Origin of the sequence: Dickeya zeae NCPPB 2538 (assembly GCF_000406165.1) — a bacterium.
GTDB classification, from domain to species: domain Bacteria; phylum Pseudomonadota; class Gammaproteobacteria; order Enterobacterales; family Enterobacteriaceae; genus Dickeya; species Dickeya zeae.
Genome location: NZ_CM001977.1, coordinates 495,164 through 511,868, shown reverse-complemented (window position 1 = coordinate 511,868; position 16,705 = coordinate 495,164). Strand labels below are relative to the sequence as shown.

The following is a 16,705-nucleotide window of genomic DNA, read 5'->3' as shown; positions in this document are numbered from 1 at the left end:
GTTAATAAAAGAAAGCAGCGATGAAAAAACTCTCACAATTAACTGTCTTCTCCAAGCTCCTGCTCGGTTTCTCCGTGCTCATCGTTATGATGTTGTTGTTAGGGGTTGTGGCTATCTACCAGCTCAATGCCAGTGATAATAATGTTGTCTCGTTCAAAAACAGCCGTATGCCAGGAGTACGCTATACGCTGGAAATGCGCGGTATGCTGTCGGAAATTCGACTGCAGCAGGTGCAATACATCGCCTCAAAAACACCGCAGGAAGTCGAGGGCCATCGGGTTGAATTATTACAGGACCAGGATCTATTTCTTAAGGCACAAGCCAACTACGCCAGCCTGCTGAAAAATGCACCGCAGGAAAAACAAGCCTTATTCAATCAGGTAGTGGATAACTTTAAGAACTTTGTCGATGTCAACGCCAAGGTTATTGAAGCAGTTAACGGTGGAAAACTGGACGAAGCCAGCAAGATCAGCGGTGCTGTTTCCTCCAAATACCGCACCCAGTTAATGAAAGATCTGGCGCAATTGGTGGATATGGAAATTGCCTCTGGCGATCAGGCTGGGGCAGCGTCAGAAGAAGGCTATCAGCATGCGCTGTATATGCTGTCCGGTCTGTTGCTGCTGGCGCTTATCGCCACTGCGGTCATCACCACACTGATCACCCGCAGCCTGTCGCGTCAGTTGGGTGGCGAACCTGACTACGCCGCGGCCATCATGCATCAGGTGGCATCAGGCAATCTGAGCGTGCCGATTGCGCTGCGTAACGGCGACACCACCAGCTTACTGGCGACCATGAAGTTCATGAATGACAAGCTGGCGGAAATCATCCGGGGGATTGTTGACGGCAGCGAGTCTATTTCGCTGGCTGCCAGCGAAATAGCCCAGGGTAACAGTGACTTGTCACAGCGTACCGAAGAGCAGGCGGCATCGTTGGTGCAAACCTCGTCCAACATGCAACAGATTACCGAAACGGTAAAACGTAACGCCGACAACGCCCATCAGGCCAGCGAGCTGGCGCGGCAAACCTCGCAGACGGCGGTGCACGGCGGTAACGTGGTGGATGACATGCTCAAGCGGATGCATGAAATCTCCCACAGTTCACAGAAGATCGTCGATATTATCGCGGTGATTGAAGGTATCGCCTTCCAGACCAATATTCTGGCGCTCAACGCGGCGGTGGAAGCGGCACGTGCCGGTGAGCAAGGTAAAGGATTTGCCGTGGTGGCCGGTGAAGTGCGTAACCTGGCGCAAAAGAGTGCCAACGCCGCCAAAGAGATCAAAACGCTGATCGAAGGTACGGTCGAGAAAATTACCGATGGCTCCCGCCATGCTGACACGGCGAATCAGGCGATGGAAGAAATCGTCAGTTCAGTCACCAAGGTGACCGACATCGTGGCGGAAATTTCGATGGCGTCCAACGAACAGCATCAAGGGATTAAGGAAATCAGCGTCGCTATCGATCAGATGGATCGCGTCACTCAGCAGAACGCGGCGCTGGTCGAGCAAGCGGCCACTGCCGCACAGTCCATGACGGAACAAGGTGAACAGTTGCGCGACTCCGTTCGCTTCTTCCAGTTAGGTACTCACACTCAACAATCCTCACTGCGTCTTAACTAACTGATACAAACGGGCCGTCTTACGACGGCCCGTTTGGTCTGTTTGTCCGTTCCTCGCTGTTCTTCGACTCCACCCACTCTCCTTTTCTCCTGACCTTTACCCCCACAACCCGAAAGGATGCGTTTCACTGCTCATCAGGCAGGGCTTTCAGCGCCAGCGAGAGCGCCTGTGCGGTCTGGCGTAATGGCGTTAACAAAGTTTCTTCATCGATTTGACGCAACTTGGCCGAAGAGAGTGACAACGAAATGGCATACTTCACCCGCTGATTCGCATCCAATACCGGCGCAGCCATGCAGGATACGCCGACCTCATGCTCTTCCCTGTCGAACGCCACCCCACGCTGACGCACTTCTTCCAGTTCCCGCTTCATGTGGTACGGATCGGTAATGGTATACGGGGTCAACTTGCGAATAGACGACTGTTGCTTGCCCCAGTAGGCAAAGAGCGCGTCTTCAGTATCATCGGCTAAAAACAGCTTCCCCATCGCCGAGCTGAACAACGTCATCTGTTGGCCCAGATACGCGAGGGTACGCAACATACCGATCGTCGGCTCCTGCTTATGGATCAAAATGCAGTGGTCGCCTTCACGTCTTGAAAAATTGACGGTCTCGCCGGTCTCCGCGTTCAACGCCTGCAGCGGCGGGGCAATCAGCCGCAGCACCTCTGGCGGTGCCAGTGATGTCTGCCCGACGGCAATAAACCGGGTGGTCAAACGATAGCTGCCCGCCGCCGGTGCCGGGGTCACGTAGCCACATGCCTGCAACCCCTGCAACAAGCGATGCACGGTACTTTTATTCAACTGGGCCAACCCGGCCAGGTGTGCCAGCGGGCAACCATTCGGGTAATTGCTTAAAATTTCAAGCAGCAAAAATCCCCGTAACAGGCTTTGATTACCCGCCGGTTTATCATGACTGCGCGACAACGCTCCCATCCATCCGTCCCTCTGACTGAATAGTTTCGCTTATCGATAACATGATTCGACATCATATGACGTGATCCCGGCCGCTCTGCGTTACATCGCGGCCATTCTTCGTCACAGAGACAGCAAAAAACCACGGATTCCAGTACCCAAACCGACCGTTATCAAACCAGCCAGGGATGCCAGGCGTTAAAGCGTTCGCGCACCTGCGGGTCAAGCCGCGTTGGGTCGCCGTTCACTTCCCCCGACAGTTTGGCAAGAAAATCCACCAGCCAGGACGCATTCGCTTCGGCAATGCGTTTCCCCTCTGCCGTATTCATGGTTTCTGGCAGGCGCATCAGTTTGACGCGGAAGTGATCCAACGTGTAGAGGCGATCGTCCAGCTCACGTTCGCAGGCAAACAAGTCTTGCGAGTCAAATAACGGACGCCCCATCATGCCCGCCACATAAAACACCCGCGCCAGCCCCAACGCACCAAGGGAATCGAGCCGGTCGGCATCCTGCACGATTTTCGCTTCCAGGGTTTCTGCGGCGATACCGGCGCTAAAACTGTGTGCTTCAACCGCATGGAACAGTGCTGACTGCAACTCATGGGGGAAATCAGGAAAATCCCGCGACACAATACGCACCGCTTCTTCAGCCGCCATACGTGATGCCCGACTACGATCCGGATGATTTTTCGGCACCAGCACAATGTCATGCAAATAAGCAGCGGCGATAATCACCCGCAGATCGCCACCTTCTTTTTGTTGAATGTGCCGGGCATGATTCGCCACCCGCACCAGATGGTGGTGATCATGCGCACCATCGGTGGAGTCCGCCAAATGACGGGCGACGTATTGACTGAGTTCCTGCTCAAAACCGGGTAAATCCATGCTGCACTCCTGTGTTCATCTGCCTACTGTGACAGAATAGTCAGAAAGTCATGACAACAACATGACTGATACATTCAGTGTTTTTCTGCAAATTTGATAATAAGCGGTGAAATTATTTAAACAAAAAATGTTTATTACTTGTTTTGTCAATAAATAAACATTTACTTTCTCAGCAACACATTATTATATTTGTCGTCTTACACGATGCCGTAGCGTTTATTTTCCACTTCCCGCTTACGTCATTTTTTTAATTTACAAAACATGACCTGATATACCCTAAATAATTGGGTAGCAGGACGCGACGGTGCAGCCCATCCTCAGCAGCGGATAGAACAGTCGATGCTGATAGAACGATCAACGCTGATAAAGCAATCGGCAAGGATGGCGAAAAAAACCGGCGTATCCGCCACCTGAACATGACGGGGAGACTGTCAGGGGTATTTATCCCATGAGTCCGGTTTTGCTATTTTTTCTCACATTGGTGTTTATCGCCGATGGCTTGATGGTGTTCCTTATTCCGGTACTGGTCTATGCCGAAACCCAAAGCCTGACCTATTCCGGCTTGTCTTATATGTTATGGTGGCTGCCACGTATCGTGATAACCCCGGCACTTGGCGTATTGATTGACCGTTTGGGGGTGCGCCCTGTATCCATCGCTTCCGATGCACTCAAGGCATTCGGTTGCCTGCTGCTGTGCCTGGTACTGAATTTTAACGAACAACCGTTGATCCTGGCCTTAACCTGTGGGTTGCTGGGGGCGGGGGTTTCCATCGGTAACGCGCAAACCATTACTGCCGTGGAAAAGCTGATCGCCGCCCACAGCCGTCATATTGACCGCGATGCCAATGTATTGACCCGATTAGATTTACTTGGCATGGTGCTGGGGCCGCTGATCGGTATGGTGTTATACGAATACGGTTTTCTGACGCTACTGTATATTGCCGCCACACTCTATTTATGCAACGCCTATTATTTTCTGACTTCTCGCCTGTTTACTTTCACATCAGACGATGTATCAGAAAATAAAATGAATACACCACAATCTGCCAAAATAAATTCATTTCCGTTACTAACGATCATCAAAAGTCCATTTATTATTTTGATGATCGTACTGGCGCTGGGAAATAATATGTTTGATGGGTTAGTGGAGTCCAGCGGTGCGGCATTGATTGAAAACCGAATGGGATTATCAGTGAAATATTTTGGTTTCATTGATATCTGCGCCGGTGCGGCAGGATTTTTATCCACGCTAGTTTATGGTGCCGCCCTCAACCGTCTGAGCCGGGAAACGCTGCTGGCGATCGGGCTGGGCCTTATCGTCATCGCGTCGCTGCTGCTGACCACGACGCTCGACCAGTTAGGGCCCTTCCTGACCTTCTATTCACTGGGCATTGTCGGCAAGGTATTTACCGGCAATATCATGCGCACACTGCGCCTGACGCTCATCCCCTACGAGCGACTGGCCAGCGCTTCATCGCTCATTGTGCTGCTGAATCAGTCAGTGCTGCCGTTGATGGGAGTCTTTCTGTTTTTGTCCGAGCACGAGGGCTGGCCACTGACCCGATTTATGCATATCGCTATCACGCTCTCGCTACTGGCAGGCATCGGGCTGTTGATTGGCCTGCGGCGTAAAAAACGGGAAAACACGCCGCTGTCCTCTCCCCACCCCGATATATCCCGTTGATACGATGCTTCGCTTCATCGGTGGGCGACCTGTATCAATGTATGTCCAACAGTATGAAAATTTTATAAAAATGAACCGGCGTTCACGGCTCGCTCTTCTGATTGCTGCCACCAGATACCGATGATTCTGCGGCGATGAAGGGCGTGCCACCAAGGCTGGCGGGACGGACAGATAAAACGGCAACACACAGTAACGCACTGAAACTACCGCACGAAATGCAAAAGACCAGGTACGTCTGGTTACGAATCCATACCCTTCACATGACGCGGAATGTCATGTCATGCACTTAAGATAGTCAGGCGTTACCACGGTGTTCGCTGCAGGCGGGCATCGTGACGACAGAGTCGATACTGTGGCTCTGCCTTTTTACTCTCAACCACCTGGAGACAATATGTTACGGACAATGTGTCTGGTAGCCTGCCTGATCAGCACCAGTGCGCTGGCAGCGGAAAGCGCCGATTTAGCCTCACTGGTTAACCAACGCCTCGGCTACATGAAAGATGTGGCTGGCTACAAAGCGGCTCATCATCTGGCGATTGAGGACCTGCAACAAGAGGATAACGTACTGAAAGCCAGCCGACAGCAGGCCACGCAGTACGGGCTGGATGCAGATTCCGTTACCCCCTTTATTCAAGCGCAGATGGATGCCGCCAAGGCGATTCAGTATCGTTACCGCGCTGACTGGCTGGCCGTGCCGGAGAAAGACTGGCAGCCCCGTCCGTTAGACGAAGTGCGCGCGCAAATCGCTAAACTGAACGGCGTTCTGCTGCAACAACTCGCCGATACGCTGCACAAACAAGGCGGCAGCCTGAGCCAGTTGAATCACACGGCGTTTATGCACGCCGTTACGCAGAAGAACCTCAGCGAACACGACAAGGCACGTTTGTACAACGCCCTGAAACAGGCCAAATTGCAGAAATAATCTCTGGCGGCGTGCCCGTTGCGCGCGCCGCTCTCTTCCTGCTTTCCCCCTCCCACCCCCTTGTCTTTAAGCGCACACGCCACAGAAACCTGTCGCGCCATCGAATCTCTGACGATAAAGTCCCGTGCCATGTTGAATACATTGCGTCATACTCAGTTTATGCGCAATTTTACTGCGCCGCTCACCGACATTAAGACAGATTCTTACTGAGACTCGACCATCATGAAAACCAACGCGACAGCCGACAGCCCAGACGACAAAGGCCTCAATCTTGACCGCTTTGATCTGGCGATTCTGCGTTATCTCCAGTCTGATTCCTCTATTTCCAATGTGGCGCTGGCGGAAAAGGTCAAGCTCAGCGCACCGGCCTGTCTGCGACGTGTGGAACGCCTGAAGCAGATAGGGTTAATCAAAGGCTATGTCGCGCTGCTGAACCCACAGGCGTTGAATGTCGGCATGGTGGTATTGATCGGTGTCGTGCTTGATCGCTCCACCCCGAAAAGTTTTGAAGATTTTGAAGCCGCGGTGCAGAAGATCAGCGGTTGCATGGAGTGCCACGTGGTCACCGGCGAGTTCGACTACATCCTGATGATCCGCACCAAAGACAACCAGAGCTTCAATAAACTGCACGCCGAACAGTTGCTGTTCCTGCCGGGTGTGCGTCAGATCCGCTCCTTTATCGGCTTGCGGGAAGTGCTCTCGACAACACAGTTGGTGTTTTAAAAGCCAAGTGGCAAACAATAACGCCGGGCAAGCCCGGCGTTATACGCGACAACAGCAATCGCCACAGCGGCAATCAGCCATTACGGAAAATATAGCTGTAAGCGCTCAGCGCTGGTGCGCCGCCGAGGTGGGCATAGAGCACTTTGGAGCCTTTCGGGAATTCGCCGTTGCGCACCATGTCTATCATACCGTGCATGGACTTGCCTTCGTACACCGGGTCGGTCAGTACCCCTTCCAGACGGGCGCACAGGCGGATAGCTTCCAGCGTGCCGTCATTCGGCAGGCCGTATTCCGGGCCGCCGTAACGGGTATCCAGCACCACGTCCTCTTCGGTAATCTCGCGACCTAATTCAACCAGACCGGCGGTGTGCTGCGCGATACGCAGGATTTGCGCTTTGGTCTTTTCCGGTTTGGCGGACGCATCAATACCGATAACGTTACGGGCGCGGCCATCAGCGGCAAAGCCCACCACCATCCCAGCCTGAGTACTGCCGGTGACCGAGCACACCACGATATAGTCAAATTTGAAGCCCAATTCTTTTTCCTGCTGGCGTACTTCTTCGGCAAAACCGACAAACCCCAACCCACCGTACGGATGCTCAGAACACCCTGCTGGGATCGGGAACGGTTTACCGCCATTTTGTGAGGCTTCTTCCATCGCCTGCTTCCAGCTTTCGCGAATACCGATATCAAAACCGGCCGGGTCAAGACGGACATCCGCCCCCATAATGCGCGACAACTCGATATTCCCCACCCGGTCGTACACCGCGTCGGCATAGTTAACCCAGTTTTCCTGCACCAGAATACATTTCATCCCCAGGTGTGCCGCCACCGCCGCCACCTGACGAGTCTGGTTGGACTGGACGCCGCCAATCGACACCAGCGTGTCGCACCCCTGCGCCAGCGCTTCCGGGATCAGGTACTCCAGCTTACGGGTTTTGTTGCCACCGAATGCCAGCCCGCTGTTGCAGTCTTCACGCTTGGCATAAATCTCCACATCACCGCCCAGGTATTCACTCAGGCGTTTCATCGGGGTAATCGGCGACGGTCCGAAAGTTAAAGGATAACGCGGGAATTTTTCCAGATTCATGGTCAGGCTCCGGGGTAGCTAACGTAGATTGAACAGGCATCAGATGAACGTTTTTCGCAGGGAAAACACCTCATCGCTGACCTTTGATACTACAGAAAAACCACTTAATTTAAATTGCGTTTTTATCTTCATTTTTTATTAAAAATTAATATATAAATTAAAAATGAAAACTTAAATTCAAATAAAAACCAATAAAAAGAAATAAAATTTCATTCAAAAAAACACTAAAATCCCGCACAGCGTTCAACGTAACGGCAGCCCAAAATCCAGTCGACTATGCTGGTCGTGCTGCTGTAGCGTCTGTCTGAGGAACGCAAAAAAGCTCTCCAGAAGCGCGGTACGTGGCCTGCCCATCTCGGTGTGTAATTGCAAGGTGCGCTGACTCAGTTGATCCAGATTGACCGCTTTCATCGTCAGTCCATCATGTCTGGCGCGGCATAGAATGGAGAAATGGCTACACACACTGACCGCTTCCGGCGTGGTGCGCACATAGTCATACAGGCTGGAGAAGTGGTTACAGGTAAACGCCGGCTCGATAAACACATTGTTCATTCGACACGAGAGATCAAACAGTTGCCGAATGGTCGAGGAGGGATCCGGCAGTGCCACCGGCCAGGCGTTCAAATCCGCCAGTTGAAAATCCCGGTTGGCCAGCGGATGGTCTTGCGCCATAAACACCAGTACCGGTGCCGGAAACGACGCCAGCACGTCCACGCCTTGTTCCGGCGCCAGACAGAACTTGAGGGCCGCGTCGCACTCGCCGTTACGCAACCACTCCGGCACCTGCCGGGCGCTGCCGACCGTCAGATAAAAATTGACGTAGGGATGCTGCTCACGAAAACGCGCCAGCAGGGTTGGCAGCAGGTGAAGGGCCAGCCCATCGGTACAAGCCACCCGCAATGTGGTCTGGCGTGCCGACTTCATCCCTTCCATTTCCGCTATCGCCAGTTCCATGTCGGCCATACTGCGCCGCACGTGATTCGCCAGAATATGCCCGGCATGGTTGAGCACCATCCCGCGGGTACTACGTTCAAACAGCGGCATTCCCAACCGGGTCTCCAGCCGCTGAATTTGCCGACTGATGGCGGACACCGCCACAAACAACTGCTGACTGGCGGCGCTAATGGAGCCGGTATTCACCACCGCCATAAAGTAACGAATTTCACTGTTATGCATAGAGGGTCTCCGAGAGACAGAATCTATCGGAAACGTCATGCCATCACATTCAGAATCCGAGAAGGTTTCGGGCGTATTAACCTCATATTTTATCTTTACTATTTTTCGCTCCGCCCGACACAGGGAGGCTCAAACGCCGCCTCCCTGTGAACCTGGGCTTGCTGGCTAAATTTTGCCGCTAGCGCGGTACCTTCGGGATAGGTGGCCGCTTAACGGGCCTCTCGTGACGCGCTCCCGGCGCGGCACGAGTTTTCGCCGCATCCATGCGGCTCACCCTACGGCCCCCCATCCCTCAGCAAAATTTTTTACGCCAGAAGGCAACACACGCCACTATCAAGATGTGAGTAATATCGGTGGGCACACAGTCATATGTGTCCACACAGTCATATTTGTTCACGCAATCACATGTTGTTCTCTTAACGTCTTCACCCCGTGGCCCTCTTGTGCCAAATCCCAAAACAGGCCACACATGATGTGCAGTGCTTCGCGCGCGACATCCGCCAGCAGGTGTTCGTTGGGGGCGTGCTGGGAGCAGGCGGGGTACGAGTGCGGTACCCACAGCGTTGGCAAGCCAAGCGTGCGCAGGAAACAGGCATTGGGCAGACCGCCGCCGAAGTTGGGTAACACCGCCGCCTGTTTGCCGACCGAACGTTCGATAGAGGCGACACCCCAATGTACCCAAGGGTCGTCCGGGTCGATGCGGGTGGCTTCAAAACAGTTCTCCGGGTCGATGATGTCCACATCCTCAAACCCGCAGGCATCAAGATGGCGACGCAGGTGTTCGGCAAAGTGTTCCACATCGCTGCCCGGCACATAACGCATATGGCACTGGGCGCGAGCCGTCGGCGGGATGGCGTGCGCCGGTTTATCCGGATTACCGGTGACATACGCCAGCACATCCAGCGTATTCCAGCCATACACCTTTTCGGCAGCACTCAACCCCGGTTCTCCCCAGTGTGGATCGATAGCCGGGTCGCCCGGCGCACCAGCCAGTTCCAGACCGGACAAGGCGTGGCGCATCGAGGCGGACAGCGGTGGCGGCAGCAGTTCCGGCACCAGAATGCGGCCGTTGGCATCCACCAGACAGCCGATCGCGTGCGCCAGCCGGATACCAGGATTACTGAGCAACCCGCCCCAGTTGCCGGAATGGTGCGCGCCGTCACGCAGCGTCAATTGCAGGCCAAAGTTGAATACACCGCGGGAACCCAGAAACAGGGTCGGCCGTTCCGCACTGACGCGCGGGCCGTCCGAAGCGATGAATAGGTCCGCCGCCAGCCAGTCACGGTATTGTTGGCACACGGCATCCAGACCGGGCGATCCGCACTCTTCGCCCATTTCCAGAATCAGCTTCACGTTGTAGCCCAGCTGGCCTTCACAGGCGCTCAGTACCACAGCCAGCGCCGCCAGATTGATGGTGTGCTGGCCTTTGTTGTCGGCGGTGCCGCGCCCGTACCAGCGGTTACCGTCCGCCGTCAGCGTCCACGGTGATAATCCGCTGCGCCAGCGTGCCGCATCGCCCATCACCACGTCGCCGTGGCCGTAGGTCAGCACCGTCAGTGCCGCCGCTGGCTCCATGCGGCGCGCCAGCAGAAAAGGCCCGCGATCCGCCACCGGATTCGGCACAATCAGGCACTCAAACCCCATGGCTTCCAGCAACGGGATCATCTCGTCAGTCAGGTAGCCCATCAGCGCCGGGGCGCGCTCTACGTTCTGGCTTTCCGTCTGGCAGGCCACCCGGCGTGCCAGCACGTTACGAAATACGCCGGAGTCAAAATACGCCGCCGCATGTTGCATCATCTCTTCACGTGTCATCGTTGATCCTTTTTTCTGTTCACGTTCTGCGGATTGCGTGGGTTACGCCACCTCAATCGTCGGAATTCCCAGCCCCGGCTCAGGCGTCAGTACCGATGCCAGCAACGCGCGGGTATAAGGGTGCTGTGGCGCGCCAAACACCTGCTCACGGGTGCCCTGTTCAACAATCGCGCCTTTACGCATCACCGCCACGTGATCCACCAGATATTCCACCACCGACAGGTTATGGCTGATAAACAGATAGGTCAGGCCCAGCTCTTTTTTCAGCATCAACAGCAGGTTGAGGATCTGTGCCTGTACCGACACATCCAGCGCGGAGGTCGGCTCGTCGCAAATCAGGATCGCCGGTTGCAGGATTAAGGCGCGGGCAATCGCCACCCGCTGACGCTGACCACCAGAAAGCTGGCCGGGGTACTGACCGTGGGTACGCTCTGGCATCCCCACTCTGTCGAGCATCTCGCGTACCCGCTGTTTACGCTCCGCTGGTGTGCCGATGTGGTGCAGCCGTAACGCCACTTCGACGATATCCGCCACCGTGCGGCGCGGGTTGAGTGAGGAGTAAGGATCCTGAAAGATAGGCTGCATGCGGCAGGCCAACTCACGGCGATCGCCCGCGTCTATCTCACGCCCTTCAATCAACACATTGCCGGATGTGGGCGGCAGCAGGCCGAGCAGCATTTTCGCCAACGTACTCTTGCCACAGCCGGACTCACCCACCAGCCCCAGCGTTTCCCCCCGGCGAATGCGTAAAGACACATTGTCCACCGCACGGATTTCACCGGGCGCTGAAAACATCCCGCGGTTGAGTCGGAACACCCGGCTGAGTGCACACAGTTCCAGCGCAATATCATCGTTGCCGGGAATAGGTGGCAACACACGACCGCCTGCTGCGGTTATCGGGTTCATACCGCTACCTCCGTCATCACGGCGTCCACACAACGTACCGCATGGTTTTCCGTCAGCGTCACATAGGGCGGCTCCTGCGCACAATCCTGGCGACACTGCTGGCAACGGTTGCGAAACGCACAGCCTTGTTGCGGCCCGATCAAACTCGGCACCACGCCGGGGATCGCCTGCAACGGCTCACCCGGCACGGTACGTCCGGCTACCGGAATACACTCCAGCAAGCCACGGGTATACGGGTGACAAGGCTGGTGGAACAGTTCCATCACTGGCGCGGTTTCCACCACCTGCCCGGCGTACATCACCGCCACCCGGTCAGCGATACGTGCCACCACGCCAAGGTCATGGGTGATAAATACCACCGCGGTGCCAAATTCCTGTTGCAGCTCGCGCAACATCCGCAGGATCTGCGCCTGAATGGTGACGTCCAGCGCGGTGGTCGGTTCATCAGCGATGATCAACTCCGGGCCGCACATCAGCGCCATGGCGATCATGATGCGTTGCCGCAGGCCACCAGAGAGCTGATGCGGATACTGCCGTAGTCGTTCCGCCGCCATGGGAATGCCAACACGATTCATCAGGTACACCGCTCGTTCACGAGCCTCGGCTTTCGAGACCTTACGGTGCGCCAGCAGCGTTTCACACAGTTGATCTCCCAACGTGAACGACGGGTTTAACGAGGTCATCGGCTCCTGAAAGATCATCGCCATCTGGCTGCCTCGCAACGCCGCTCGCTCACGTGGGCTCAGCGCCAACAGGTCAGTGCCACGAAACTGCAACGTCTCGGCACGACGCTCGGCATTACGTGGCAGCAGGTCCATCAACGCCAGCGAGGTCATCGATTTGCCACACCCCGATTCACCAACCAGACACAGCATTTCACCGCGCCGGACCGAAAAATCGATGCCGCGCACCGCGTGCAACGTGCCGCGCGGCGTCGTCAAATCGACCCGCAGGTTTTTCACCTCCAGCACGATCTCAGCCTGCCCCTTGCTCTGCTCTCCAACCGCCAGATTGGCCCCACCGGTAGTTTCAATCGTTGTATGCATAGCGTTCTCCTCAGAGCCTATCCCAATAGGCGTCATTGGCGCAGCCAGTTTGGACACGGACAGCGCGGAGAAACCGGAACGTACACGTAGTACGTGAGGATTTCGAGCACTGCCCAGGTCCAAAATGGCAAGTAAAATAGCCTAGTGGGGTAGGCTCTCAGTTGCGGCCATCCAGCGCAGTAACATCGCGCAACCCGTCACCCACCAGATTGATGCTCAACACCAACAGCGCCAGCACCACACCTGGGATCACAATCACCCACGGCTGAAAGAACATGTAGGCTTTGCCTTCCGCCACCATCAGCCCCCAGGAGGGCATCGGTGGTTGTACGCCAAGGCCGAGGAATGACAACGTCGCTTCCAGCAAAACGGCATGGGCGATTTCCAGCGTCGCCACTACGGTCAGCGGCCCCAGCAGATTAGGCAGAATCTCCCGCAGCATGATGAACAGCGACGACGCGCCGAGTGTCTGCGCCGCAGCGATAAATTCAGCCTCGCGTAGCTGACGCGTCACCGTGCGGGAGACAATCAGAAAACGGTCCCATAACAGTAAGCCCAGCAGCATAATCACCACCTTGACCGAGCCGCCCACCAGCGAGGCCAGTGCCAGCGCCACCAGGATCACCGGCATCGACAACCGCACGGTCAGCAGATAACTCACCACCGCGTCGACCCGGCCGCCGAAGTACCCCGCCAGTACCCCCAGCGCAATGCCAATGGTGCCTGCCAGCATCACCGACACCAGCCCGATGGCGAGCGACACCCGGGCACCGAACAGCAGGCGGCTCAGGTAATCCCGCCCCAGCTTGTCGGTACCGAGCAGATGCGTCCAACTGCCTTTGTCATGCCACACCGGTGGGATCAACCGTCGGCTGACATCCTGCGCATAGGGGTCGTGCGGGCTGATGAGCGGGGCCAGTAGCGCCAGCAACACGATAGCCCCCAGAATCAACAGCCCAATCGTCATGCCGTGGTGCCCCAGAATCTTGCGCTGCCAGCGCTGCCACGGCCCAGGTTCCGGCAACAGGCCAGGCTGCGGCGCGGTTTTCATTCTCACGGCCAGTCGTGCTATTGCAGTTTTCATCACGGCTCCTTATCTGCTGCGCAGTCGTGGGTCGAGTAGCGCGTTGAGCACATCCGCCAGAAACGTCAACCCGATGTAAAACACAGCAATGATCAACACGATGGCCTGCACTACCGGGAAGTCGTTGCGGGCGATGGAATCCCACGCCAGTTGTCCCAGCCCCTGCAACGAAAACACCGATTCGATCACCACCGAACCACCGAGCATGAACCCCAGTTCCACCGTCGCCAGTGCCACCACCGGGATGATGGCGTTACGCAAACCGTGCTTGACCACCACCTTAAAGGCGCTCAGCCCTTTGGCCCGAGCGGTGCGGATGTAGTCGGAGCCGAGCACGTCGAGCATGCCGGAGCGGGTCAGACGCATCAGCGATGGCATGGCGTAATACCCCAGCGCCACTGCGGGCAGCACAAAGTGTTGCCAGCTACCGTTACCCGCTACCGGCAGCCATTTCAGCCCGACGGCAAAAATGAGGATCAACACCAGCGCGAACCAGAAATTGGGCATCGCCTGCCCCACCACCGACACCAGCATGGCGAAGCGATCGACCCAGGTATCCCGAAAGACCGCCGCCAGCACCCCAAGCGGGATAGCCACCGTTAACGCCAGCAGCAACGACACCCCACCCAGCTTGAGGGTGACCGGCATACGCTGGCCGACCAGTTCCATCACTGTGTTTTCAAAATAGAATGAGCGGCCAAAATCCAGTTGCAGCGCCGACCACATCCAGTGAGAGAACTGGCTCAGCAACGGTTTATCCAACCCATTCTGTACCCGAATCTGGGCGATGGTTTCGGCGGTCGCATCCGGCCCGGCGATGGCGGTCGCCAAATCACCAGACAGATGCAGCAGCGAAAAACTGACCGCCGCCACGGTAAACAACACCGCCAGCGCCACCAGTAACCGTTGAAAAACGTACTTCACCATAAGCCCACTCCTTACCTCTCACGTGCGGTCAGTGTCCCGGCCACCCTTACTTCCAGCTCGCTTCGGCGAAACGCGGCAGTTCATCCGGCCAGTCCTGAAAGTTCAGGTCAGCGGTAAACGCGTAATGGGTGGAATAAGAGAACAGCGGAGCCATGTAGGCTTGCGCCGAAATGTGCCCCAACAGCGCGGCATACTGTGCGCGGCGCTGCTGCGGGTCTATCACGGTATCCGCCTGTGCCAGTTCGGCCATCACGGCGGGGTCTTTCCAGATATCACTGCCTTTGCCGCCGAAATAAGGGGTGACGAACGCGGTTGCGTCATTGATAGAGAACGATCCCCAGGTGCTGAACGCCAGTGGGGCCTGCCCCGACGCCAGCGCATTCGCCATCACCGGGTACTGCACAAAATGCAGCCGAGCACGGATGCCGACTTTGCGTAAATCGCCAATAATGGCCTCAGCGTAATCGCGCTCACGGTACGCCCACAGATCGGTATCAAACCCATTGGCATAGCCCGCTTGCGCCAGCAGTTGTTTCGCTTTGGCCGGGTCATAGGGATACTGGATTACCTGGCTGGCATCGCAGGCGGTCTGGGTACGAAAACAGGCGGAGTACACCGGTTTACTGCCGCCGCGCACCAGATTATCGACCATCGCCTGACGGTTAATGGCGTAGTTGATCGCCTGACGCACGCGCAAGTCTTTGAACGGCACGCCTTCCGGGCCGGTGGCGTTGGTGTTCAGAGCCAAAAAGCCGACACGCATGGTTTCACCGCTTTTCACCGCGATATTCGGCATGGCCGATAGCGAATCGACCTGATCCGACGCCACGCGCCAGATCCAGTCCACCTGGCCGGTCATCAACTGGGCCACACGCGCTTCCGGGTCGCGGATCACCACAAACTGTATCTTGCCGATTTTGGGCTGCCCGATGGGGCTGTCTTTGAAATAGTCCGGGTTTTTCACCATCATCACGCCTTGCCCCGGCATGACCTTAACTATTTTGTACGGACCGGTGCCAACCGGTGCTTTGCTAAAGCCTTCCAGTTTCACCTGCTGAAAATAGTGGGCGGGGTAAATCGGTGTCGGGCCGGATAAATATTCCAGCGCTGCCGGAAATGGTTTTTTCAGATGCAGACGCACCGTGTAGTCGTCTACTTTTTCCACCTTATCGATCCAATCCACGCTTTGTGGAATCACCGAGGCGGTATTCGGCCCGGCGATATTGTCGAAGGTGTACACCACATCATCGGCGCTAAAGGCATCGCCATTATGGAAGGTCACCCCTTTACGCAGATGCAGCAGTAATACTGTGGGCGATTCCCATTGCCAATCGGTCGCCAGCTCACCTTTATATTCCCCGGTTTTCGGATCGCGATAAATCAGCGTATCCCAGGCGAGGTGCGCCAGAATCACCCCTTCGCGCATGTTATTGTGGTACGGACTGACGTTTTCCACCTCACTGTCGGAGGCGTAAACCAGCGTGTCATTTTGTTTGCCGGCATAGCTGGTGCAGGAAACACCTGCCAGTAACGCGGTTAATGCATATTTCCGAACAGATTTCCGAATATGTCTTGCCAGATTACGAGCCATGCTGTTCTCCACCACCAGAAGGATGAATAAAAAGGATCTCTACCCCAAAGCATTCATCGGTGATATTGCAAGAGCAGCGCCAAATAAGGATTATTCTCGTTACCGATTTTCGATACATGCTTTCTCAAAAAGAGAAAGCGCCAATAAACAGGGGATGTATTACCTCTGGCAATAATAAAAATGAATGACAAAAACAGCGGGATAAATCACGCCCGGTGCCATTTCTACAGTAACGGGTCTATTTCAGTGCAAAAAACAATCGGACTGCACCATTTGCGTGATGCGTAATAAGGAGAGGTTATTTCTATTTTTGTGAAAGCATGATGGCAAATAA

General features: G+C 55.6%; 14 protein-coding genes. 4 read left to right on the top strand and 10 right to left on the bottom strand.

Features of this window, described 5'->3' with window-relative positions:
• The first annotated feature begins 20 nt into the window (after positions 1-20).
• A complete protein-coding gene (locus tag DZE2538_RS02335; protein ID WP_038915490.1) occupies positions 21-1,616 on the top strand; it encodes a methyl-accepting chemotaxis protein in 1,596 nt (531 codons plus the stop codon).
• Between the two features lie 124 nt (positions 1,617-1,740).
• Here DZE2538_RS02335 and DZE2538_RS02330 read toward each other — a convergent pair whose 3' ends face one another.
• Together DZE2538_RS02330 and DZE2538_RS02325 are read right to left on the bottom strand one after the other, a co-directional pair.
• Entirely contained in the window at positions 1,741-2,547 is an 807-nt protein-coding gene (locus DZE2538_RS02330; RefSeq protein ID WP_023638812.1) for an IclR family transcriptional regulator, read from the bottom strand.
• A gap of 152 nt (positions 2,548-2,699) precedes the next feature.
• Entirely contained in the window at positions 2,700-3,410 is a 711-nt protein-coding gene (locus DZE2538_RS02325) for a phosphohydrolase (protein ID WP_038915489.1), read from the bottom strand.
• A 448-nt stretch (positions 3,411-3,858) separates the two neighbouring features.
• Here DZE2538_RS02325 and DZE2538_RS02320 point away from each other — a divergent pair, with 448 nt between their 5' ends.
• From DZE2538_RS02320 to DZE2538_RS02310, 3 genes are all read left to right on the top strand, one after another.
• Complete coding sequence (locus DZE2538_RS02320; RefSeq protein ID WP_038915488.1) at positions 3,859-5,094, top strand: MFS transporter; 1,236 nt, start codon at positions 3,859-3,861, stop codon at positions 5,092-5,094.
• Positions 5,095-5,485: 391 nt separating this feature from the next.
• Positions 5,486-6,016 carry a chorismate mutase gene (locus DZE2538_RS02315; RefSeq protein ID WP_023638809.1) on the top strand — a complete coding sequence of 177 codons (531 nt, stop codon included), beginning with the start codon at positions 5,486-5,488 and terminating at the stop codon, positions 6,014-6,016.
• A gap of 222 nt (positions 6,017-6,238) precedes the next feature.
• The gene (locus tag DZE2538_RS02310; RefSeq protein WP_016943234.1) at positions 6,239-6,739 is read left to right on the top strand and encodes an Lrp/AsnC family transcriptional regulator; all 501 of its coding nucleotides are present in this window, start codon (positions 6,239-6,241) and stop codon (positions 6,737-6,739) included.
• Positions 6,740-6,812: 73 nt separating this feature from the next.
• Here the strand turns inward: DZE2538_RS02310 and DZE2538_RS02305 are convergent, their stop codons facing one another.
• The 8 genes from DZE2538_RS02305 to DZE2538_RS02270 all read right to left on the bottom strand — a co-directional run bounded on the left by DZE2538_RS02305 (position 6,813) and on the right by DZE2538_RS02270 (position 16,371).
• On the bottom strand, positions 6,813-7,829 hold the full coding sequence (locus DZE2538_RS02305; protein WP_038903189.1) for a 1-aminocyclopropane-1-carboxylate deaminase: 1,017 nt from the start codon (positions 7,827-7,829) through the stop codon (positions 6,813-6,815).
• Positions 7,830-8,072: 243 nt separating this feature from the next.
• Positions 8,073-9,005: a LysR family transcriptional regulator gene (locus tag DZE2538_RS02300; RefSeq protein WP_038915487.1), complete on the bottom strand. Its 933-nt coding sequence runs from the start codon at positions 9,003-9,005 to the stop codon at positions 8,073-8,075.
• Between the two features lie 393 nt (positions 9,006-9,398).
• Entirely contained in the window at positions 9,399-10,817 is a 1,419-nt protein-coding gene (locus DZE2538_RS02295) for a M20 family metallopeptidase (protein ID WP_038915486.1), read from the bottom strand.
• A gap of 42 nt (positions 10,818-10,859) precedes the next feature.
• The gene (locus tag DZE2538_RS02290) at positions 10,860-11,723 is read right to left on the bottom strand and encodes an ATP-binding cassette domain-containing protein (protein WP_038915485.1); all 864 of its coding nucleotides are present in this window, start codon (positions 11,721-11,723) and stop codon (positions 10,860-10,862) included.
• Complete coding sequence (locus DZE2538_RS02285; protein ID WP_038915484.1) at positions 11,720-12,769, bottom strand: ABC transporter ATP-binding protein; 1,050 nt, start codon at positions 12,767-12,769, stop codon at positions 11,720-11,722. The genes DZE2538_RS02290 and DZE2538_RS02285 overlap by 4 nt, the downstream gene beginning before the upstream one ends.
• Before the next feature lie 157 nt (positions 12,770-12,926).
• Positions 12,927-13,853: an ABC transporter permease gene (locus DZE2538_RS02280; RefSeq protein WP_038915483.1), complete on the bottom strand. Its 927-nt coding sequence runs from the start codon at positions 13,851-13,853 to the stop codon at positions 12,927-12,929.
• A gap of 9 nt (positions 13,854-13,862) precedes the next feature.
• Positions 13,863-14,780: an ABC transporter permease gene (locus DZE2538_RS02275; protein ID WP_023638802.1), complete on the bottom strand. Its 918-nt coding sequence runs from the start codon at positions 14,778-14,780 to the stop codon at positions 13,863-13,865.
• A 46-nt stretch (positions 14,781-14,826) separates the two neighbouring features.
• A complete protein-coding gene (locus DZE2538_RS02270; protein ID WP_038915482.1) occupies positions 14,827-16,371 on the bottom strand; it encodes an ABC transporter substrate-binding protein in 1,545 nt (514 codons plus the stop codon).
• Between the last annotated feature and the right edge of the window lie 334 nt (positions 16,372-16,705).

Coding starts and splice junctions, on each gene's coding strand:
- DZE2538_RS02335 (WP_038915490.1), top strand. CDS start 21: ATGAAAAAACTCTCACAATTAACTGTCTTCTCCAAGCTCCTGCTCGGT.
- DZE2538_RS02330 (WP_023638812.1), bottom strand. CDS start 2,547: ATGGGAGCGTTGTCGCGCAGTCATGATAAACCGGCGGGTAATCAAAGC.
- DZE2538_RS02325 (WP_038915489.1), bottom strand. CDS start 3,410: ATGGATTTACCCGGTTTTGAGCAGGAACTCAGTCAATACGTCGCCCGT.
- DZE2538_RS02320 (WP_038915488.1), top strand. CDS start 3,859: ATGAGTCCGGTTTTGCTATTTTTTCTCACATTGGTGTTTATCGCCGAT.
- DZE2538_RS02315 (WP_023638809.1), top strand. CDS start 5,486: ATGTTACGGACAATGTGTCTGGTAGCCTGCCTGATCAGCACCAGTGCG.
- DZE2538_RS02310 (WP_016943234.1), top strand. CDS start 6,239: ATGAAAACCAACGCGACAGCCGACAGCCCAGACGACAAAGGCCTCAAT.
- DZE2538_RS02305 (WP_038903189.1), bottom strand. CDS start 7,829: ATGAATCTGGAAAAATTCCCGCGTTATCCTTTAACTTTCGGACCGTCG.
- DZE2538_RS02300 (WP_038915487.1), bottom strand. CDS start 9,005: ATGCATAACAGTGAAATTCGTTACTTTATGGCGGTGGTGAATACCGGC.
- DZE2538_RS02295 (WP_038915486.1), bottom strand. CDS start 10,817: ATGACACGTGAAGAGATGATGCAACATGCGGCGGCGTATTTTGACTCC.
- DZE2538_RS02290 (WP_038915485.1), bottom strand. CDS start 11,723: ATGAACCCGATAACCGCAGCAGGCGGTCGTGTGTTGCCACCTATTCCC.
- DZE2538_RS02285 (WP_038915484.1), bottom strand. CDS start 12,769: ATGCATACAACGATTGAAACTACCGGTGGGGCCAATCTGGCGGTTGGA.
- DZE2538_RS02280 (WP_038915483.1), bottom strand. CDS start 13,853: ATGAAAACTGCAATAGCACGACTGGCCGTGAGAATGAAAACCGCGCCG.
- DZE2538_RS02275 (WP_023638802.1), bottom strand. CDS start 14,780: ATGGTGAAGTACGTTTTTCAACGGTTACTGGTGGCGCTGGCGGTGTTG.
- DZE2538_RS02270 (WP_038915482.1), bottom strand. CDS start 16,371: ATGGCTCGTAATCTGGCAAGACATATTCGGAAATCTGTTCGGAAATAT.